Source organism: Cytobacillus oceanisediminis 2691 (assembly GCF_000294775.2).
Taxonomy (GTDB): Bacteria; Bacillota; Bacilli; order Bacillales; family Cytobacillaceae; genus Cytobacillus; species Cytobacillus pseudoceanisediminis.
Genome location: NZ_CP015506.1, coordinates 2,490,034 through 2,509,515, shown reverse-complemented (window position 1 = coordinate 2,509,515; position 19,482 = coordinate 2,490,034). Strand labels below are relative to the sequence as shown.

Genomic DNA, 19,482 nt, shown 5'->3' with positions numbered 1-19,482 from the left:
GCTCATCGCTTTACTAATATAGCATTATTCTATAAAAGAAACAAGAGTTTTTTGTGCTCTTCCGTTGCATTCCTTTCATTGTTCAATCAAAATATACCTAAAATACATTGATTAGGGTTGTGATCATATGAATATGAAACCATTAAAAGGCCAGCATCATGTCTCTGCCATAACAGCCAATGCTCAGAAGAACTATGAATTTTTCACCAGAATCCTTGGAATGCGGCTTGTTAAGAAGACAGTAAACCAGGATGATACCACGATGTATCATTTATTTTATGCGGATGAAAGGGGTAACCCTGGCACTGACTTAACGTTTTTTGAAATCAAAAATGCTGGCCGCACTTACAGGGGGACGGACAGTATAACTTGTACATTTCTGCGTGTGCCATCTGATGAATCGCTTCTTTATTGGAAAAAGAGACTATCAGAACAAGAAGTTTTACATGGAGAAATAAGAGAAGCAAACGGAAAGAAGATGCTGTTCTTTGAAGATTTCGAAGGGCAGCGTTTGGCCCTGATTTCCGATCAAAATAATAAAGGAGTAAAAGGCGGGAAGCCATGGGATCGAGCTGCCGTTCCTCCAAACCACGGTATAATCGGGCTTGGACCCGTAATGCTCACCGTCTCTGAACTCGGACCCACCGCAAATCTGCTTACAGAAGTAATGGAATATCGGAGAATAGGAGAATATTCTTTGGATGAAGATACTGTAGTTGTATTTGAAACCGGTGAAGGAGGAAACGGGGCAGAAATTCATATTAAAGAAAGCCATGACTTGCCCAAGCAGCGTCCAGGCCGCGGAAGTGTCCACCATGTTGCTTTTCGGGTGGAAAATGAAGATGAATTAAGAAACTGGGTACGAAAACTGAAAGAATTACGGATTGCAAGCTCCGGTTTTGTGGAGAGGTATTATTTCAAATCTTTATATTTCCGGGAACCAAACGGTATTCTTTTTGAACTGGCAACAGACGGACCTGGATTCGAAGCAGATGAACCTTTCGAGCAATTGGGAGAAAAGCTGGCACTACCCCCATATATTGAAGACAGCCGGGAGGAAATCGAGGCAAAGATTACACCACTGGACACGAAAAGTGAATAGAATAGTGTTTAGGGATGAACAAAAGTGTTCGTCCCTTCCTTTTGAAGTTGAAACTTTTTATGGAGTTTGTTCGTTTAATATATAATAAGGGGATATAATAATGGAACTTAAAGAATAGAGAAGGAGTCATCATGGAAAAATTTCAGCGTTTCAAAGAAGTTTTTGCTGGGTTTTGGCGAAAAAAACACCTGACACAAATCCTGCTTCTTTTAACACTAACAATAATACTTTTAACCATTCTATTTTTTGCATTTCTGGCAGCTACAGCAAACGTGGAGACCTTAAAAGAAGGTTTAAGGCAGTCAACTGTTATTTACGATAAAGATGGCGATGCTGCTGCAGGACTTGCCGAGAATAGGGCAGAGGGTGCAAATATTGAAGAATTGCCGGATCATGTAGGCAATGCCGTAATTGCGATTGAAGATGAACGCTTTTATAAGCATAACGGATTTGATATTAAAGGAATTGCCAGAGCCTTTTTTGGCAATTTATTTGCTGGTGGCATAACGGGCGGGGGAAGTACGATTACTCAGCAGCTGGCCAAAAATGCTTTGCTTTCCCCTGAACAGACGTATAAGCGAAAAGCTGAAGAGCTGTTTCTGGCCGTAGAAATCGAAAAAAATTATAAAAAAGATGAAATCCTGCAAATGTATTTAAATCAGGTATACTTCGGAAGCGGTTCATGGGGAATCGAACAAGCATCCAATAAATATTTCAGCAAAACCCCAAAGGAACTGAGCATAAGCGAAAGCGCACTGCTTGCAGGGCTGCTCCAATCGCCTTCTGCGCTCGATCCTTACAATCATTACGAACGGGCAATGAAAAGAAGAAATGTTGTACTTGGAAAGATGAAAGAGCACAAGATGATTTCAGCCGAAGAGTATAAGGACGCTGTAAATGAAAAGATCCAATTAAAGGAAGGGACACGAAGCAAGCAAGAAAGAAAATACCCCTACTATGTTGATGCCGTACTGGATGAAGCTATAAATAAGTACGGATTAACCCAGGAAGAAATCTTTACTAGAGGATACAAAATATATACGGAAATGGATCAAAATCTGCAATCAAGCCTGGAAAATGTTTATGAAAAGGACTCAATCTTCCCTCCAGGAATGAACGGAGAGATCGTCCAGAGTGGAGCTGTCCTTCTTGATCCTGCTTCAGGGGGTGTCAGAGGGCTTGTCGGAGGCAGAGGTGAACATGTATTCAGAGGATTCAACAGGGCCACACACATCAAGGCCCAGCCTGGATCAACACTTAAGCCACTAGCTGTCTACACACCAGCACTTGAAGAAGGCTACTCACCAACATCCATGCTTAAAGATGAAAAAGTGACATATGGAGATTACACACCAGCTAATGCATCCGGACAATACGCGGGCGAAGTGTCCATGTATAAAGCTGTGGAAGACTCTATCAATGTCCCAGCGGTTTGGCTCCTTAATGAAATTGGACTTGATAAAGGTCTGGATGCACTTGACAGGTTCGGCATACCGCTTGAAAAAGAAGATGAATATTTAGGGATTGCCTTAGGCGGGATGAGAAAAGGCGTCTCACCCTTAAAGATGGCAGAAGCATATGCTGCATTTCCAAATGGCGGAAAGCGGCAGGATGCCCATTTAATTACGAAAATAGTAGGCCCAACAGGCAGCATCATTGCCGAACGCGACAAAGAAACAGTTAAGGTTACGACAAAAACAGTATCGAATCAAATGACTTCCATGCTGTTAAATGTGGTTGAAACGGGTACAGGAAGCGCAACAAAGATAGAAGGAGTTCAAATTGCCGGAAAAACGGGATCAACCCAGCTCCCATATAAAGACATTAACGGAACGAAAGATCAGTGGTTTGTTGGCTATACGCCGAATTTGGTTGGCGCCGTTTGGCTGGGGTATGACCAGACTGACAGGGAACATTATCTGTCAAAAAGCAGCTCTGAAACAGCAGTACCTGTATTTAGAGCGATTATGGAATCAAGCCTGCCATATATGCAGGAAGAGGAATTTACTACTAAATCGATAAATGAAAAGCTGGAAAAAAAGGAATTAACAGAGGAAATTGGACAAACCATTAAAGAACAGGCGGAAAAATTTGAAGGCAAATTGAGGGAGGATCTTCCCATTTGGAAGGAAAAATTGAGCGAAGGCAAGCAGGAACTTGAGGAATTCGGCAGATACCTGAAAGACAAATGGGATCAATTCAGCAATTAAAAGAAAAGAGAGAATGGCCAAAATTGTTATTATCCCCTTCAGGTAGACAGTAAAAAAAGAGAACATGATATGATGTTCTTACTAGTCTACTTGGAGGGGTTTTTTCTATGGCCAAAAAAGGACAAACCTTTAAAACCTATACAGAGGGGTTTAAGCGAGAAGTTGTTCGTTTGAAGTTGGAGGAGAAATGGTCTTATAAACAGCTTCGAGAACATTTTGGTATTAAAAGTGATGCCCAAATTGCAAATTGGGTTAAAAAAGTACGAAACGGAGAATCATTTGATGACCAGCGTGGGCATTGGAATAAGAAAAACTTTAATAATTTGGAAGAAGAGAATGCCTATCTGAAAGCGCAGGTGGAATACTTAAAAAAGCGCAATCCAAATCTACATGGGAAGGAATGGTCCTAAAAGCAGATCGATTTCAAATTATTGATAATTTAAGGGAAAAGTATCCCCTTGCGTGGCTACTGAAAATTGGGGAAGTTTCAAAAGCAGGATATTACAAGTGGCGCAATACAAATCCTATACGAAGAATCCGTCTTGAGGAGAATATTTTAGTAAAAGAGCATATCTTAGCCATCCACAAAATGCATCCTTACTACGGATATAAACGAATGACAAGGGCTCTTTCCCGGGAGGGAATTGTAGCTAATCATAAACGGGTCAGAAGATTAATGAGGGAATTAGGTATTCGTTCTGTCATTCGCAAGAAACGTCCATTCTATGGACGAAAAGGATCCGTTTTATTTCCCAATGTCTTAAATCGGGAGTTCTTTGCTGAAAAACCGTATGAAAAACTCGTCACAGATATTACTTACATCCGAGTTGGGGATGAGTTTGTCTATCTGTCAGCTGTTTTAGACTTATATAACAATGAAATTGTTTCATGGCAGTTATCTGAAAGGAACGATCTTAAGTTAGTCATAGATACTATAAAACAGCTAGAAGGCAAGCAGTTCGCAAAAAATGCTTTAATCCACTCAGATCAGGGGTTTCAATATACAACCAAAGCATACGAAAAACAAGTGAAGGAGGACCTCCAAGTTATAGGCAGCCATTCAAGAAGAGGAAACTGTCATGATAATGCTTGTATAGAGTGTTTCTTTTCTCATTTAAAGACGGAGAAAGTTTATTTAGTACGTCCCAAAACAATGGAAGAAGCTTACGTAGCAATTCAGGATTATATACATTTTTACAATCAAGACCGTTTTCAAAGTAAATTAAACGACCTTTCCCCGATAGAATATCGAGAAAAGGCCGCAGCTTAGTATACTCTTTTTTCAATGTCTACTTGACAGGGTTATGTGCAAATAGCCATTCTCTCTTTTTGTGTTTCAAGTAAACTTTATACTGGAATAATTCAGGAAAACAGTGTAATCTAAATATTTATAGCACACACTAACAAAACGACAGCATATGCTAGCGCGTTGCTAGCTTTCAGATATTAATGGCTAGGAGGATTCAAATGAGTGGAGAAACCCGTATTCAGCTTAACGTCCGCATAACAAGAGAGACTTCAAATATGCTCGATGAAATTGTTGATTATTATCAGGAAAACACGAAACTCGGCAGGATTTATAAAGGCGACGTTTTAACAGATATTATTGAAAAATCATATGAAGTAATGAATAAGCAAAAACAACTCAATAAGAAATTTTAATCCTGATTGGAGGGGGATTACATGAGAGATGTAAAACTAACCGACATATATCAGCATCGGATCGCACAGAAATATATTACACGCTCCGGCATCGCTCATGCTATTGCAGTTGCCTATCATGCTTTCCAGCTCGCACAAGAATCCGGAGAAGACGTTGATTCCGCGGCTAAAGCAGGTTTCATGCATGACATTGGCCATTATACCTGGTACAAAAATGGAAAGTGGGATTACGACCTTTACCGGCTGAATGACATTCATGCCATTAAAGGTGCTGAGCGGGCACACAAACTCCTAATCAGGCTTGGAGAAAACCCGATTAAAGCTAAAGAAATAGCCTTAGCCATCCTTTTTCACACGGATTCATTTCTGCCTGGCGGTGAGGTTGTAAGAACTCCGCTGCAATCCATAGTCAAATTGGCAGATGAAAAAGATGAAGAACCCGGAGGAGCGCATCATTATCGTGAACTCGATTTTGGGCGGGCTATGAAAAGCCTCGAAATACTCGATAATAAGATTGATGATTACCTTAAGAAAAAAGAAGAATAACCTAAATTTCTGTCATGTTATGCGCTTCCCCAGGAAATCCGTTACTTATAAACTGTTATTTTTTGAAGGGAAGCGCCTATTTCATGAAGAAATATAATTTATGATAGAAATAATCCGATTATCAATATTATTATGTCCAGGGATGGTGTTGCGGCAGTGAGAGCAAGGACTCGAAGACAACAGTCATTTAATGTGGAAGAAATCAAATTTAAATTAACAACTGTATTTCTGCATCTCTCATTTTATGCATTTATCATATTTATCCTAATATTATTCTTGGAGCTATTTGGTTAAGTACATACAAACATGCCAGGGCAATAAAAGCGGATTTGCCCTGGCGAGAAGATTATGCATTTGGCAATATGCCTTTTTCCTTTAAATAATTTTCCACTTCTCTAAATTCTTCTACCGGCACAAATGCTATGTCTTTTTTCCGAAGAAGATCCTGAAGCCCATTTTTGGCAAAAGTAATGTCAGCATACTCCGCGGGGTGGGAATCCGGTTCACTGTCCCCAATAAAAAACACAGTTTCATATTCCTTCTTTAAGTCCTGAATGACCTTCGATTTATCAATGCCATATCTTTCAGAGTAATGCTGATGATTCTCATCTATATTCATGTGCACATTCTTCTCATGATAATGCCCTTCATTCGAAAAAACCTTTACATGTTCCACTCCATATTTTTTTAATAGGTGATAAATATAATAGTCTGTGCCAGCACTCAAAATATAAAAATCTCCGCCGTTCTGCTGAACCTTTTTGATAAAGTCAGGTACATATTCATCAATTTCTATTGAATAAATATCGTTTACAATTTGTTCTTCATCCTGATTGATGGAAGTGAAGACTTTATTCAAAAAGTCGATATCCTTTATCTCCCCAGCCTTCCATTTGGGCATCAGCTTGCGCCCCTCCGGAAAATATTTATCCATCATAATCAAATAGAAGTCTCTTTTTGATATTGTTCCGTCAAAATCTGAGACAAAAGCCCACTTTTTCATTCTATAAACCTCCAATAAGACATTTCTGCTTTTTATGCTGCTATGCTATTTTAACTTTACCCTTTGTTATTTATTTTCAATCAGTGAAAAAACGTCTTTTAATTTTATTCCTGGAGAGATTAATGGTATTATTAATTTGATTTTTACATAAGGAGATGATTAGTATGGCAGAAAAAGGATACATATTAATGAAAAACGGTGAAAAGGTTGAATTTGAACTATATCCTGAAGCGGCACCAGGGACAGTTGAAAATTTCAAAAAGCTTGCGAACGAAGGCTTTTATAATGGTTTGTCTTTCCATCGTGTAATTCCTGGGTTTGTAAGCCAAGGAGGCTGCCCTAATGGAACAGGAACTGGCGGACCTGGATATACAATCAAATGTGAAACAGAAGGCAACCCTCATAAGCATGAAGAAGGTTCACTATCTATGGCACACGCGGGCCGCGATACAGGCGGAAGCCAGTTCTTTATCGTTCATGAGCCACAGCCTCATCTAAACGGTGTTCACACTGTTTTTGGAAAAGTAACTTCAGGCATTGAAGCAGTCAAAGCGATGAGAAATGGCGATGTTATGGAGAAAGTTGAAATTTTTGAAGGATAAATAGTTCAGCAAAAAGAGCCGAAATGGCTCTTTTTTGTTTTATACCCAGGTGATTTTATATAATATAAAAGTACCTTGCCAATAATGAAAGGATGATTATATGGAGCCTATAAAAGATCATTTAAAAGAAAATCTTGATTTGCTTTTTGTCGGCTTCAATCCGAGTATCCGTTCAGGAGAAACAGGTCATCATTTTGCAAATCCTAATAACCGGTTTTGGAAAATTCTCCATGAATCGGGGTTAACTCCCAGAAGATACAGCGCAGCGGAGGACTATAAATTATTGGATCTGGGATATGGGATGACAAATATTGTTTCCAGGCCAACTAAAGCAGCGGACGAAATAACAAAGGAAGAATATAAAGAAGGCAGAGAAGAACTGATTAAAAAAGTAGTTGAACTTAAGCCAAAAGTCATTTGCTTTGTTGGAAAAGGAGTATATCAGGAATACAGCCGCAAAAAGAAGCTGCCATGGGGAGTACAGGAGGAATCTGTGGTTCCCGGAACAATTGATTTTGCTGCTCCTTCGTCTTCTGGACTGGTCCGAATGAAAATGGATGAAATCATTCAAATCTATGCGGAGATTCCGAAGCTATTAAAAACTCTCATATAAAACCAGTTACTTGAATGGTTTGCCGCCTGGTCAGCCTAATGCCATTTCATAGGGCAAATAGCACACATTCTTCCTTTTTCACAAACATTATTCTAGTAATTTCCCCTACCAACGGTACTGTTAATTAATATTCAGAATTGTTAAAATAGATTCAACAGCAAGAACCAGCTTCAATTTAATCTCTTAAGGAGGGAAAGAAATGGAGCAATATGTTCGTGTTATTCCTTTTAAGGTGATTCGTCAGGAAGAGGAAGTTTTGGAAGTTCCAAAAGGCGTGGATTTAATACAGGCGCCAAAAATGTGGAACGAAACAAAAGGAAAAGGAATTAAAATTGCTGTTTTGGACACCGGATGCGACCTAAGCCATGCTGATCTGAAGGATCGAATAACAGGAGGACGGAATTTTACAGATGACGATAACAGCGATCCAAATATTTTCAAAGACTATAATGGCCACGGCACACATGTTGCTGGAACTATCGCTGCGCATGAAAACGATGCTGGTGTCATTGGGGTAGCTCCTGAAGCAGATCTCCTTATTGTGAAGGTCTTAAATAAGGATGGTTCCGGCCAATATGAATGGATCATCAATGGCATTCATTATGCCATCGAACAAAATGCTGATATCATTTCCATGTCACTTGGCGGACCAGCCGATGTTCCTGAACTGCATGATGCGATAAAAGCGGCTGTTAAAAAGAATATCCTTGTCGTCTGCGCAGCAGGAAATGAAGGGGATGGGGACGATTCTACAGACGAGTTTGCTTATCCTGGCTGCTACAATGAGGTGATTAGTGTGGGTGCTGTAAACCTTGAGAGGGATTCTTCCGAATTTACAAACTCACATAATGAAATTGATTTGGTGGCACCTGGTGAAGAGATATTATCTACCTTCTTAAACGGGAAATACGCAACGCTTAGCGGCACTTCAATGGCAGCACCACACGTTTCAGGTGCGCTGGCCCTAATCAAAGATTTAGCAAACAAGCAATTTGAAAGAAAGCTTTCAGAACCAGAACTATATGCACAATTAATCAGAAGGACAGTTCCATTAGGCAATTCGCCTAAACTGGAAGGAAACGGTCTTGTTTATTTAACCGTACCTGAGCATTTAGCCGGGATCTTTGACCAAAAATTCAAATCCATGGTCCATAATGCTATATGATTAAAGTGAACAATATTTCAGCCGCATGGGCAGAGGCTCAGTCAAAGTATATTGAAAATGCTCAGAATGAACCCTATTACGATGCTCAGAAGGATAAAATCAATCTGGAGGATTACTACAGCACCCTTGATTTAGAAAAAGAAGACATCCCAGAACAAATCCATACTCTGGTGGTTCGTACCCATAACCGGCAATTGGATTACTCACCCCACCAGTATGTATATCCATGGGTGGATCTGCAGGAAAATCTCAAGCTAAAAAGTTTATATTCCGGGAAAGGGATGGACCCGCTTAAAGCCATTGACCAGGATCTCAAGCTTCTGCAGTCGATTCAGGAAAGCGGCTATAGCAGCATTAAAAGAGTAATTTTTAATACCGAACATGTCATTCCACAATCCTGGTTTGAGGAAAGGCAGCCAATGAGAGGGGATCTCCATCACCTGTTTGCCTGTGAACCGGCATGCAACAGTATGAGAAGCAACTTCCCCTACTTTGATTTTGAAACCTATGCTCCGGATTTCGAGGCTGAGAGTATCAGGAACGGATGCGGAATGGCAGAACAGGAAAAGTTTGAGCCTGAATATGGAAAGGGTATTGCCGCAAGAGCAGTATTCTATTTTGCTGTCAGATATAAAAAAGTAATTAAAATCGAAGAAAAGATGGATATGCAGATTTTGCTGAGATGGCATGCAGAATATCCAGTGACTATATATGAAAAGCATAGAAACGCTGCCATTCAAGAACTCCAGGGAAACCGCAACCCATTTATTGATTTTCCGGAACATGCTAAGAAAATGTTAGGATAATAAGAGAGCCCGCCTGAAACTCAGGCGGGTTTGTTTTATAATATAAGATAAAAAAGGAGCAATCATGTGCAGCCATTCACAGAAAAAGTTATAAAAATCATTAAAAACATCCCAAGAGGAAAAGTCATGACATACGGGCAAATCGCAAGGCTGGCCGGGAGCCCCCGAGGAGCTAGACAGGTGGTCCGGATCCTTCATACCCAAAGTGAAAAGCATCAGCTTCCGTGGCATCGGGTTGTGAATGGGAAAGGGGAAATTGGGTTTAAAGACGGAGATTTGCATGACATTCAGAGAGAACTATTAGAAAATGAGGGGATACATTTTAATATAAATAAAAGACTTGATTTGCAGGAATTTGCCCACGAATCCTCACAGCAAATATAAAGAAGCGTGCATTCAATTAGAAGTCACGCTTCTTTATGATCATAAGTACCTATTTTGTCTTTGATGCATATTCCTCAATCATCTCAATTGTTACATACTTTCTAGCAGGTATAATTCCCTGTTTAGAAAGTTCATTGATTTCAGCAGTTACTTCATTTATCTTATCCGCAGAAAAAGGAAGTCCTCGCCTGCATAGATCCAATGCTTGCTCAATATAGTATTCGCGCTGCTGTTCCAGGGCAGCAAATTTCGTTATAATCTTATTCTGCTTTCCTACATGTTCTGAAATTGCTTTATGTACACTCATACTTTCCACCCCTTAAAAAATTCACCTGCTTTTATCATACCATTTTCTAATACCATTTTAAGAATAAATCTTCTTAGTAGGATAATATTTATTTTAGAAAAAATTAGAAATAATAGCCAGTCCTCATAACTTCTGCAGTGGAGAATAAAATAGTTAAGTAAATTAAAAATTGATTCTTTTTCCTCATTATGGAAATAAAGGAAACACACCTTTCTAAGGAGAAAAGGTTAAGAAACAAAAATGGAAGGTGGTTTAATACATATGAAAAAGAGTGTAAAAATAAATATCAGTTTATTGCTGGTATTTATGCTGGCACTTGTTCCTTTTGCTCAGCCTGAATCGCCTCAAGTCCAAGCAACGGAAGAAGGCAGCGAACTTGTACAGCAGTTAAACCAAATGCTTAATAATGATCCAATTCTTCAGGGGGGGCTTGCAGGAGTCAGTATACGCAATGCAGAAACAGGCGAGCTGGTATACGACCATATCGGGGATATACGTTTAAGACCGGCTTCTAATATGAAGCTTCTGACAGCAGCAGCGGCTCTAGAAACATTGGGAGAAAATTATCAGTTCACAACAGAACTTCTTCATACAGGTTCAATAAAGGGAAAGACACTTCAAGGTGACTTGATCTTAAAAGGAAAAGGAGACCCAACCCTTTTAAAGAAGGATTTTGATTCATTTGCCGTTAAAGTAAAAGAAGCAGGCATTAAAGTTATTCATGGCAGCCTGATCGGTGATGACACGTGGTATGATGATATACGCTATTCCACCGATCTATCATGGAGCGATGAATCATGGTATTATGGCGGACAAGTTTCGGCACTTACAGCCTCCCCCAACGAGGACTATGACGCAGGCACAGTAATTGTAGAGGTTTATCCCGGAGAAAAAGCCGGGCAGGAACCGATTGTAAAAATGGAGCCGGAAACAGATTACATAAAGATCGTCAATAAGGCTAAAACCGTCTCTAAAGACGAAAAGAAGGATATCCATATTGAAAGAGATCATGGTACGAACACAGTTACAATTGAAGGAGAAATTCCAGTTGAAGGCAGCCGTTCAAGGGAATGGATCGCTGTATGGGAGCCTACTGGCTACGCGTTGGATCTATTGAAGCGCTCTCTCGCTGAACAAGGCATTAAAATCAAAGGGAAAACTGAAGCTGGCACTGCTCCAGAAGACGCAAAACTATTTGCTGAGCATAAATCCATGCCTATCAAAGATTTGCTCATACCATTCATGAAATTAAGCAATAACGGCCATGCGGAAACATTAATCAAGGAAATGGGCAAAGCTGTAAAAGGAGAAGGCAGCTGGGAAAAAGGGCTCGAGGTATTAGAAGAACAAGCAGAAGCCCTTGGAATAAATAAGGAAACCCTCGTGCTCCGGGACGGTTCCGGAATCTCACATGTAAACTTAATTCCGGCAAATGAAATCTCAAAACTTCTTTTCGAAGTCCAGGACGAAGAATGGTTCAGCTCCTATTTGAACTCATTGCCGATTGCCGGCAATACAGACCGGATGGTGGGGGGAACTCTTAGAAATCGCATGAAAAACACCAATGCCGACGGAAATGTCAAAGCAAAAACAGGTTCCATCTCAACAGTCAGTTCATTATCAGGATATGTTAAGACGGCCAGCGGGGAAGAACTTATCTTTTCTGTTATTCTGAATAACTTAACTGATGGCGGTCAAGGTAAGGTTATAGAAGACAAAATTGCCACGTTATTAGCCGATCAATAAACAGTATAGAAAAGCTGAAGCCGTCCGCCTATCGGCTTATGACCTCAAGCTTTTAAAAGCCCGAAACTAGACACGCTTAGACCCGGGAGCCGAGACAATTATCTAACTTCAGAATTTGCACATTCTTAACTATTTAGAAAAAGGGCAGGTTACCATTTCGCCGGTATACCTGCCCTTTTTCTGTCTTATTCTGCTTTTGCTGCCTGTATCTGCAGGTCAATTTTCACTTTATCTCCAACAAGTACTCCGCCTGTTTCAAGGGCTGAATTCCAGGTTAAGCCATAGTCGCTTCGTTTGATTGCTCCAGCAGCAGTAAAGCCGACTTTTTCATTACCCCATGGATCTTTGCCTGATCCTTCATATGTCACAGTGAAGGTTTCTGTTTTTGTTGCACCATGAATTGTAAGATCGCCGGTAACATCATATTCATCATCACCCTTGCTTACAATGCTTGTTGATTTAAAGGTCATTTTCGGGTGGTTCTCAACATCAAAGAAGTCCGCAGAACGCAGGTGGTTGTCACGATCTTCATTGCGTGTATCAACACTTGAAAGTGAAACATTGAATTTAATATCAGCAGTTGTTAAATCTGCAGGATCTGCAGTTATTTCTGCATCAAAGCTATTAAAGCTGCCTTTCACGTTTGCGATCATCATATGCTTGATAGAAAAATCCACACTGCTGTGCGCAGGATCAACTGCCCATTTTGTTTTAGCCATATTTTTCTCCTCCAATAGTTCGAATTCATTTGTTTTGAATTCAAGATATTTTAATTCTAGATAAATTATATGCCGGTTTAAGTTTTATGTCAATGATATTTTTTCAAAAGATGGTAAAATGAAGACTACTTAAATTATCAATATCATACATAACCTAAGTCATAATCATTACATTACGGTTTAGTGATGTTTAAAGGGGAACGAACCATGAATCAGCTTGAACAGATTTACAATAATGCTGCAGAGCATACAAAAATAAAAATCCTGGAGGATGCCGACCGCTATCTGGGCAGTAAAGAGTCGATGCCCTCCTATAAGGAATATCTTTCTGAAAGATTTCATTATATCGATCAAATCTGGGTAAATGTATGGCTGAATAAAATCACTGCCAAAATATCCAAGCATGAAAAAAAGAAATATCTAAGTGAAAAAGGGTACGACACCGAAAATGTTGACAGGAAAATAATCAATCACTTATTCCGGACTGAAATAAGGGATTATCAGCCTTTTAACAGTTTGGACTGGCTTAATGACCTCTTTGAAAACAATAATGAAGCATGGGCTGGGCGCTATGAGAATGCACGGGCTCATTATCTGCATAAAGCAGAAGAGGAGCTGCTTCAGCGAAAGAAGTATCGAATCCGCGAAGATATTGAAAAGAATATTGATGAAATTATTGAAAGAGATTATAGCCTTCTTTATCTTCATGTCAGACATATGGCTTCAAAGCAGCTGGTTTCCGATTTTAGAAACAAGATAAGATATCAAAAAGCGGATACCTTTGCTCTGGAGGAAAAGCTTGAAGAGACAGGCAGCTTTGATGCAGGTGATTATACTGTAATGGGGGAATTCCTTGATGAGCTGACAGGAAATATCCATAAAGCATTGTATGGAGGTAAAGGTTACTTTGAATATGAAGCCTATTACTATGTCTATAAGAACCATATATCAGGATATCTGTCCGATTCTCTGCAATCGCTCGTCCTGCAGAACCTTCCGCATCATTTATTCGAGGAATATGAAGACGCTTATCAGAAACCGCTGACCGGTAAGTCGGTGAAGAAGTTAATGGCCCATACCCTTCAGGATCTTGATGAAAGCTTTTTTGAAAGCATTCAGGAGGAATATATTGAAGATCTGCTGAGGCTTGCGGATATACCGTTTGACCCTGAAGTCCATAAAGATCTGCTCGAGAAGGATATTGCTGACAGAGAAAGAAAAATAGCAGAAGAATTGGCTGAGCAGCAGCGGAAGAAAGAAGAAGAGGAACGCATGCTCGAATATATATTCGGGCAGGAATACAGCCCCTCTGTGGAACGGGCCAAAAGGTATGTACTTCATATTGGTGAAACCAATACAGGGAAAACACATCATGCCCTTGAAGGAATGAAATCAGCCCAAAGCGGCATGTATCTGGCACCTTTAAGGCTGTTGGCACTGGAAGTATATGATAAACTGAACCGCGAAGGTATACCCTGTTCTTTGAAAACCGGTGAAGAGGAAAAGGCAGTTGCCGGTTCTGAGCATCTTTCCAGCACGGTTGAAATGTTCTACGAAAAGGACTATTACGACGTCATTGTCATTGATGAAGCCCAAATGATCACGGATAAGGACAGAGGCTTCTCTTGGTATAAAGCCATTACCAAGGCAAATGCAAATGAAGTCCATATCATTGGCAGCCGCAGCGCTAAAAGCATGATGCTCCAGCTTCTTGGCGAAGCAGATATTGAATTGAATGAATACAGCCGGGATATACCTCTTGAAGTCGAAGCAAAGGAATTTAAATTCAGTCATGTACGAAAAGGCGATGCACTCATCTGTTTTTCAAGAAAGAGAGTGCTTGAAACTGCCTCAAGGCTTCAGCAGGAAGGGCACTCAGTAAGCATGATTTATGGAGCGATGCCTCCTGAAACCAGAAAAAAACAAGTCCAGCGTTTTACAAAGGGAGAAACTTCCGTCATCGTATCCACTGATGCCATTGGGATGGGACTCAACCTGCCTATCCGGAGAATTGTTTTTTTGGAAAATGATAAGTTTGACGGAACGAAAAGGAGAACCCTTACTTCACAGGAGGTTAAGCAAATTGCTGGAAGGGCAGGGCGAAAAGGGCTTTATAACATTGGAAAAGTTGCTTTTACAAAAGATATCAAAAGAATGAAGGCCTTGCTTGAAATGGAGGATGCCCCGGTCCACAGCTTTGCCATAGCCCCAACAAATACAGTATTTGAAAGATTCCAAAGGTATTACCGCGATCTCGGATCATTCTTTGAGCTTTGGGATAAGTTTGAGAGCCCCAGAGGAACCAAAAAAGCGGCATTAACAGAGGAGAGAGACCTATATGAAAGGATACGCGGAACAGAAATTGAAGCAAAGCTTGGACTAATGGACCTGTATGGTTTTCTCCATCTGCCATTCTCAAAAAAAGAACATGATCTTGTCCGTCAATGGGAAGAGACCATGTATGCCATTATTGATGGCGAGGAGCTTCCAGAGCCCAGAATTAAGAACCGTAATCTGGAAGAGCTGGAATTGACTTATAAAGCAATAGGCCTGCATTTGCTGTTCCTGTATCGTCTTGAGCAGAGAACAGAAGCGTTATATTGGGAAAGATTAAGGGAAGAAATCAGCGATCATGTTCACGAAAGACTAAAAACCGATATAAAAGAGCTCTCAAGAAAATGCAGAAAGTGCGGCAAAAAACTGCCCTGGGAACACGAATATCAAATCTGTGATGAATGTCATTCTTCACGTTCAAGGAGAAGATATAATTATTATAGAAGGTAATGAATGGATGGGATCAGGATGTTATTTGGCTGTCACGTAAGCATAAGGGAAGGATATTTAGGAGCTGCAAAAGCTGCAAAGGCCATGAATGCTTCTGCCTTTCAGTACTTTCCGAAGAATCCAAGAAGCTTGAGTGTAAAGGATTTTAATCGGGAGGATGCAGCTCTTTGCAGGGCGTTTTGCAAAGAGCATGAAATCTTTTCGATTGCACATACTCCATATCCAACCAGCCTCACACCGCAGCCGGAGAAGCAAGAGCTGACGATTAAGTCTTTGCTGAATGATCTGGAAATTGCCAGTGCCTGTGGCTCGGCAGGAGTGGTTGTACATTTCGGAAACCCAATCAACAAAAAGGATCCGCTTGCAGGATATCATTTAATGATCGAGATGCTTAATCAAATCCTCTCTCACTGGGAAGACCCTTGCTTGATCCTGCTTGAAAACACTGCTGGCCACCCCGGGTCAATGGGTACAACGATGGAGGAGCTTGTTCAGGTTCGGAGCCTGTGTGAACACCGGGATCAGATTGGTTTTTGTCTGGATACTTGCCATGCCTTTGCCAGCAATCTCTGGAATGGAGAAAATCTAAATGATTTTCTTAAAAAAGGGGAAGAGTTGGGCTATTTCAATCATCTTAAAGCCATTCACTTAAATAACTCCAAATATCCTGCAGGCTCAGGTAAAGACAGACATGCCAATATATTTAACAAAGGTCATATTACTGCGAAACAATTTGATCAGGTTGTCAATACCGAACCATTTCAAAGATTGCCATTAATTCTGGAAACACCTTCTGGTGAAGGAATTGAACATCATGAAGAAGTTGAACTTCTAATTAAAAGATGGGGAAAACAGCCATGACTAAAAAAGCCTGCTATTATACAGCAGGCTTTTTAGTCGTGTCAATTAAGGCTTTAATACTACCTTGATGCAGTCGTCCTCATGTCCATTGAAAATTTTGTAGCCATGGCTCGCCTCTTCCAGGTTAATCTTATGAGTAATAATGTCTTTCGGATCAAATTCTTTATTAACAATTTTCTCATAGAGCATTGGCATAAATGGTATGACAGGTGCCTGTCCCATCTTAAGTGTAATGTTTCTGGTGAAGAAGGCACCGAGAGGGAACATATTATAGTTTGCTCCATAGACACCGGTTATTTGGACTGTTCCTGTTTTTCTTACAGCCTTTGTCGCAATTTGAATGGGACCAAGAGTGCCGCCTTGAAGCTTTAATTTTTGCTCTATAAACTCAAGGGGCGACTTTTTCCCGTCCATGCCTACACAATCGATTATTACATCAGCGCCTCCATGGGTAATTTCCTTTAAATGCTCCCCCATATCAGGATATTTGGTGAACTCGAAGACTTCCACTTTGTTTGCTGCCTTTGCGTGATTGATCCGATAATCAAGGTAATCAACTGCAATAACACGCTCCGCGCCTTCCATCCATGCAAACTTCTGCGCCATTAACCCAACAGGGCCACAGCCAAGGACAATTACTGTATCACCCTTTTTAACACCGGCGTTAACAACACTCCAATAGGCAGTCGGAAGTACATCTGACAAAAATAATAGAGATTCATCTTCCAATTCACAGGATTCAGGAACCAGAAACGGCGTATAATTGCCAAAAGGGACTTTTAAATATTCCGCCTGCCCGCCTGGATGATTTCCGAATTTCTCTGTGTATCCAAAGTATCCCCCTGAATCATAATGGGGGTTGGAATTATCACATTGGCTGGTTTGATTCTGCTGACAATAAATGCACTGGCCGCAGGATACATTGAAAGGGATTACGACTCTGTCCCCTTTCTTTACTTTTGTTACATCCGGTCCTGTTTCCTCCACAATGCCCATTGGTTCATGGCCAATAATATAACCCTCTGGAAGAGGCATGTTGCCCTGATATAAATGCAGGTCAGAACCGCAGATCGCTGTGGATGTAATTTTAACGATAATATCATCTTTCTTTTCTAGCTTAGGGTCATCCACATTGGTAACAGCTACACGATTAGGGCCCTGATAGGTGACCGCCTTCATATTCAACACTCCATTAATTAAGTTTTTTTAGCAGTATAAAATATCAATAAAACGATAAAGAAAATTTGGTTTGTTATACTTTTTAAAGATTCATCTTATACAAAGAGGCCATAATATAAGTTTCACTCATCAGCATTTTATTATTCGTTTTACATTTTAAAATGGCCGCAGTCTTAGGAAACAAGCACATTTGAAAGAGGGGATAAACCTTGAAAATAAGCATTTTGGATCAGGCTCCCATTTCATCGGGATATTCACCCAAAGAAGCATTGGAAGCCTCTGTACAGCTGGCACAGTCAGCAGAGAGGCTGGGCTACACAAGATATTGGATTGCAGAACATCATGATTTATCAGGCTTTGCCTGTTCAGCTCCTGAAATCATGTTGAGCTATATCGGTGCTAAAACAAAAAATATACGGATTGGTGCAGGTGCCATATTGCTGCCGCATTATAAACCATACAAAATTGCGGAGTCGTTCAATATGCTTGCTACATTATTTCCTAACAGAGTGGATCTGGGAATCGGAAGGGCACCAGGAGGATCAGCAGAAGCGTCTATGGCACTTTCCGATAATTTCTTGGAAGGTGTCCGCAAAATGCCGGATAAGGTGATGGAACTTCTTCAATTTTTATATAATCATTTTCCTGAGGATCACATGTTTGCTAAAATATCCGCTTCACCTCTACCTGCAATTAGCCCGGAACCATGGTTATTGGGAACAAGCAGGAAAAGTGCTTTAATGGCTGCTGAGTCTGGAACTGCTTATGCATTTGGCCAATTCATGAGTGAAAAAGATGGGGACGACATCATAAAACAATATAGGGAAAACTTCATTGAAAGGGGAATTATACAGAAACCAAAAGTCATTTTAACAGTCTCTGCTATATGCGCTGACTCAACACAGGAAGCTAAGGAGCTGGCACTCAGCAGTATGCTTTGGAAGATAAGAGCAGAAAGCAGGGTACGCAATGAGGGGATTCCTTCGATTGAAGAAGCAAAACACTATTTCCGCAGCCTGGATGTGGAGCCATTTAACAATAGAAACCGCGTTATTATTGGAAATCCGAAAGAAGTCTCCGAGCAGCTGAAAGATATGAAGCAGCGGTACCAAGCAGATGAGATTATGATTGTTACCATTGTTCACCGTTATGAGGACCGTTTGCGTTCATATGAATTGATCGCCAAAGAATTGATCAAATAAATATAAAATTAATGAATCTTGCCCTATAAATTTGAATACATATTCATGGAAACCAACTATGAAATTTTTCAAAAGGGGCGGTAAAAATGGCAAGCTGCACACATCAGGCAGAAGTGAACGTTCCAATAACGGCAATATGGAATTTTGTCAGTAATATTGGAAACTGGGCTCCCTTAGTACCCGGTTATATTACACATGAGGTACTAAGTGAAAAAGAGTCTACCTGGAGCTTTAAAAGCGATATGGGGATCATTAAGAAAAAAATCGAATTGAAGGTGGATATAACAAGCTGGCAGGAACCAACCAAGGTAACCTTTCAATTAACAGGGCTTAATGAGAAATTTACCGGCGATGGGTATTTTCTTGCTTCCAAAGGAAGGAATAATACTAACTTGATGACAGGCGCTCTTCAAATTACCGCTGAGGGTATGATGGCTAAAGTGGCCAATTCATTGCTTAATACATCTCTTCCGGAAATTACTGCTGAGCTTACAGAAGCTGTTGCTTTGAAGCTGGAACAGAATTATAAAGAGCATGCAGGCGTATAGTTTTAAGTGCAATGCAAAGAACTCATTAACTTGAGTTCTTTTT

19 protein-coding genes are annotated in these 19,482 nt (G+C 40.3%); 15 read left to right on the top strand and 4 right to left on the bottom strand.

All coding sequences use genetic code 11. The features are described 5' to 3' along the window. The first annotated feature begins 127 nt into the window (after positions 1 to 127). From A361_RS12775 to A361_RS12750, 5 genes are all read left to right on the top strand, one after another. Positions 128 to 1,102 (top strand): ring-cleaving dioxygenase, encoded by a 975-nt coding sequence (locus tag A361_RS12775; protein ID WP_019379884.1) that lies wholly within the window; start codon positions 128 to 130, stop codon positions 1,100 to 1,102. Positions 1,103 to 1,233: 131 nt separating this feature from the next. Beyond that, entirely contained in the window at positions 1,234 to 3,312 is a 2,079-nt protein-coding gene (locus tag A361_RS12770) for a transglycosylase domain-containing protein (RefSeq protein ID WP_019379885.1), read from the top strand. Positions 3,313 to 3,419: 107 nt separating this feature from the next. Further along, positions 3,420 to 4,582 (top strand): IS3 family transposase gene (locus A361_RS12760; RefSeq protein WP_099049166.1). Its coding sequence is split into 2 segments (ribosomal slippage): positions 3,420 to 3,678 and positions 3,678 to 4,582, totalling 1,164 coding nucleotides; the frame shifts between segments, so codons are not numbered across the junction. 197 nt (positions 4,583 to 4,779) lie between these two features. Next, a complete protein-coding gene (locus tag A361_RS12755) occupies positions 4,780 to 4,974 on the top strand; it encodes a hypothetical protein (protein ID WP_019379933.1) in 195 nt (64 codons plus the stop codon). 21 nt (positions 4,975 to 4,995) lie between these two features. Beyond that, positions 4,996 to 5,520, top strand: a complete 525-nt coding sequence (locus A361_RS12750; protein WP_009334606.1) for an HD domain-containing protein — start codon at positions 4,996 to 4,998, stop codon at positions 5,518 to 5,520. A 346-nt stretch (positions 5,521 to 5,866) separates the two neighbouring features. On the opposite strand, the gene A361_RS12745 is transcribed toward A361_RS12750, so the two are convergent. Beyond that, positions 5,867 to 6,523 (bottom strand): MtnX-like HAD-IB family phosphatase, encoded by a 657-nt coding sequence (locus tag A361_RS12745; protein WP_009334607.1) that lies wholly within the window; start codon positions 6,521 to 6,523, stop codon positions 5,867 to 5,869. 164 nt (positions 6,524 to 6,687) lie between these two features. Here A361_RS12745 and A361_RS12740 point away from each other — a divergent pair, with 164 nt between their 5' ends. The 5 genes from A361_RS12740 to A361_RS12720 all read left to right on the top strand — a co-directional run bounded on the left by A361_RS12740 (position 6,688) and on the right by A361_RS12720 (position 10,093). Continuing rightward, the gene (locus tag A361_RS12740; protein ID WP_019379934.1) at positions 6,688 to 7,125 is read left to right on the top strand and encodes a peptidylprolyl isomerase; all 438 of its coding nucleotides are present in this window, start codon (positions 6,688 to 6,690) and stop codon (positions 7,123 to 7,125) included. 100 nt (positions 7,126 to 7,225) lie between these two features. Further along, on the top strand, positions 7,226 to 7,738 hold the full coding sequence (locus A361_RS12735) for a mismatch-specific DNA-glycosylase (protein ID WP_019379935.1): 513 nt from the start codon (positions 7,226 to 7,228) through the stop codon (positions 7,736 to 7,738). Positions 7,739 to 7,937: 199 nt separating this feature from the next. Continuing rightward, entirely contained in the window at positions 7,938 to 8,903 is a 966-nt protein-coding gene (locus A361_RS12730) for a S8 family peptidase (protein WP_019379936.1), read from the top strand. Continuing rightward, positions 8,900 to 9,709 (top strand): endonuclease I family protein, encoded by an 810-nt coding sequence (locus tag A361_RS12725; RefSeq protein WP_019379937.1) that lies wholly within the window; start codon positions 8,900 to 8,902, stop codon positions 9,707 to 9,709. Before A361_RS12730 ends, A361_RS12725 begins: the two co-directional genes overlap by 4 nt. Positions 9,710 to 9,775: 66 nt before the next feature. Then, the gene (locus A361_RS12720) at positions 9,776 to 10,093 is read left to right on the top strand and encodes an MGMT family protein (RefSeq protein ID WP_019379938.1); all 318 of its coding nucleotides are present in this window, start codon (positions 9,776 to 9,778) and stop codon (positions 10,091 to 10,093) included. A 49-nt stretch (positions 10,094 to 10,142) separates the two neighbouring features. On the opposite strand, the gene A361_RS12715 is transcribed toward A361_RS12720, so the two are convergent. Continuing rightward, positions 10,143 to 10,400, bottom strand: a complete 258-nt coding sequence (locus A361_RS12715) for a YpbS family protein (RefSeq protein ID WP_009334613.1) — start codon at positions 10,398 to 10,400, stop codon at positions 10,143 to 10,145. Positions 10,401 to 10,661: 261 nt separating this feature from the next. Here A361_RS12715 and dacB point away from each other — a divergent pair, with 261 nt between their 5' ends. Continuing rightward, the gene (dacB, locus tag A361_RS12710) at positions 10,662 to 12,146 is read left to right on the top strand and encodes a D-alanyl-D-alanine carboxypeptidase/D-alanyl-D-alanine-endopeptidase (RefSeq protein WP_019379939.1); all 1,485 of its coding nucleotides are present in this window, start codon (positions 10,662 to 10,664) and stop codon (positions 12,144 to 12,146) included. Between the two features lie 185 nt (positions 12,147 to 12,331). Here dacB and A361_RS12705 read toward each other — a convergent pair whose 3' ends face one another. Then, positions 12,332 to 12,865, bottom strand: coding sequence for a YceI family protein (locus tag A361_RS12705; RefSeq protein WP_019379940.1), 534 nt, complete (start codon positions 12,863 to 12,865; stop codon positions 12,332 to 12,334). Between the two features lie 207 nt (positions 12,866 to 13,072). On the opposite strand from A361_RS12705, the gene A361_RS12700 reads away from it, so the two are divergent. Together A361_RS12700 and A361_RS12695 are read left to right on the top strand one after the other, a co-directional pair. Continuing rightward, the gene (locus tag A361_RS12700) at positions 13,073 to 15,649 is read left to right on the top strand and encodes a DEAD/DEAH box helicase (RefSeq protein WP_019379941.1); all 2,577 of its coding nucleotides are present in this window, start codon (positions 13,073 to 13,075) and stop codon (positions 15,647 to 15,649) included. A 3-nt stretch (positions 15,650 to 15,652) separates the two neighbouring features. Continuing rightward, entirely contained in the window at positions 15,653 to 16,510 is an 858-nt protein-coding gene (locus tag A361_RS12695) for a deoxyribonuclease IV (RefSeq protein ID WP_009334617.1), read from the top strand. Between the two features lie 45 nt (positions 16,511 to 16,555). Here the strand turns inward: A361_RS12695 and A361_RS12690 are convergent, their stop codons facing one another. Further along, entirely contained in the window at positions 16,556 to 17,689 is a 1,134-nt protein-coding gene (locus A361_RS12690) for a zinc-dependent alcohol dehydrogenase (RefSeq protein WP_009334618.1), read from the bottom strand. 209 nt (positions 17,690 to 17,898) lie between these two features. Between A361_RS12690 and A361_RS12685 the strand changes: the two genes are divergently transcribed. Further along, positions 17,899 to 18,891, top strand: coding sequence for an LLM class flavin-dependent oxidoreductase (locus tag A361_RS12685; RefSeq protein ID WP_019379942.1), 993 nt, complete (start codon positions 17,899 to 17,901; stop codon positions 18,889 to 18,891). Positions 18,892 to 18,977: 86 nt separating this feature from the next. Further along, positions 18,978 to 19,439 (top strand): CoxG family protein, encoded by a 462-nt coding sequence (locus tag A361_RS12680; RefSeq protein WP_009334620.1) that lies wholly within the window; start codon positions 18,978 to 18,980, stop codon positions 19,437 to 19,439. Positions 19,440 to 19,482 lie beyond the last annotated feature (43 nt).

What these genes read in the sequence shown, in the direction of transcription:
- A361_RS12775 (WP_019379884.1), top strand. Translation starts at nt 128, where the DNA reads ATGAATATGAAACCATTAAAAGGCCAGCATCATGTCTCTGCCATAACA.
- A361_RS12705 (WP_019379940.1), bottom strand. Translation starts at nt 12,865, where the DNA reads ATGGCTAAAACAAAATGGGCAGTTGATCCTGCGCACAGCAGTGTGGAT.
- A361_RS12680 (WP_009334620.1), top strand. Translation starts at nt 18,978, where the DNA reads ATGGCAAGCTGCACACATCAGGCAGAAGTGAACGTTCCAATAACGGCA.
- A361_RS12755 (WP_019379933.1), top strand. Translation starts at nt 4,780, where the DNA reads ATGAGTGGAGAAACCCGTATTCAGCTTAACGTCCGCATAACAAGAGAG.
- A361_RS12750 (WP_009334606.1), top strand. Translation starts at nt 4,996, where the DNA reads ATGAGAGATGTAAAACTAACCGACATATATCAGCATCGGATCGCACAG.
- A361_RS12700 (WP_019379941.1), top strand. Translation starts at nt 13,073, where the DNA reads ATGAATCAGCTTGAACAGATTTACAATAATGCTGCAGAGCATACAAAA.
- A361_RS12770 (WP_019379885.1), top strand. Translation starts at nt 1,234, where the DNA reads ATGGAAAAATTTCAGCGTTTCAAAGAAGTTTTTGCTGGGTTTTGGCGA.
- A361_RS12725 (WP_019379937.1), top strand. Translation starts at nt 8,900, where the DNA reads ATGATTAAAGTGAACAATATTTCAGCCGCATGGGCAGAGGCTCAGTCA.
- dacB (WP_019379939.1), top strand. Translation starts at nt 10,662, where the DNA reads ATGAAAAAGAGTGTAAAAATAAATATCAGTTTATTGCTGGTATTTATG.
- A361_RS12695 (WP_009334617.1), top strand. Translation starts at nt 15,653, where the DNA reads ATGGATGGGATCAGGATGTTATTTGGCTGTCACGTAAGCATAAGGGAA.
- A361_RS12745 (WP_009334607.1), bottom strand. Translation starts at nt 6,523, where the DNA reads ATGAAAAAGTGGGCTTTTGTCTCAGATTTTGACGGAACAATATCAAAA.
- A361_RS12740 (WP_019379934.1), top strand. Translation starts at nt 6,688, where the DNA reads ATGGCAGAAAAAGGATACATATTAATGAAAAACGGTGAAAAGGTTGAA.
- A361_RS12730 (WP_019379936.1), top strand. Translation starts at nt 7,938, where the DNA reads ATGGAGCAATATGTTCGTGTTATTCCTTTTAAGGTGATTCGTCAGGAA.
- A361_RS12735 (WP_019379935.1), top strand. Translation starts at nt 7,226, where the DNA reads ATGGAGCCTATAAAAGATCATTTAAAAGAAAATCTTGATTTGCTTTTT.
- A361_RS12690 (WP_009334618.1), bottom strand. Translation starts at nt 17,689, where the DNA reads ATGAAGGCGGTCACCTATCAGGGCCCTAATCGTGTAGCTGTTACCAAT.
- A361_RS12715 (WP_009334613.1), bottom strand. Translation starts at nt 10,400, where the DNA reads ATGAGTGTACATAAAGCAATTTCAGAACATGTAGGAAAGCAGAATAAG.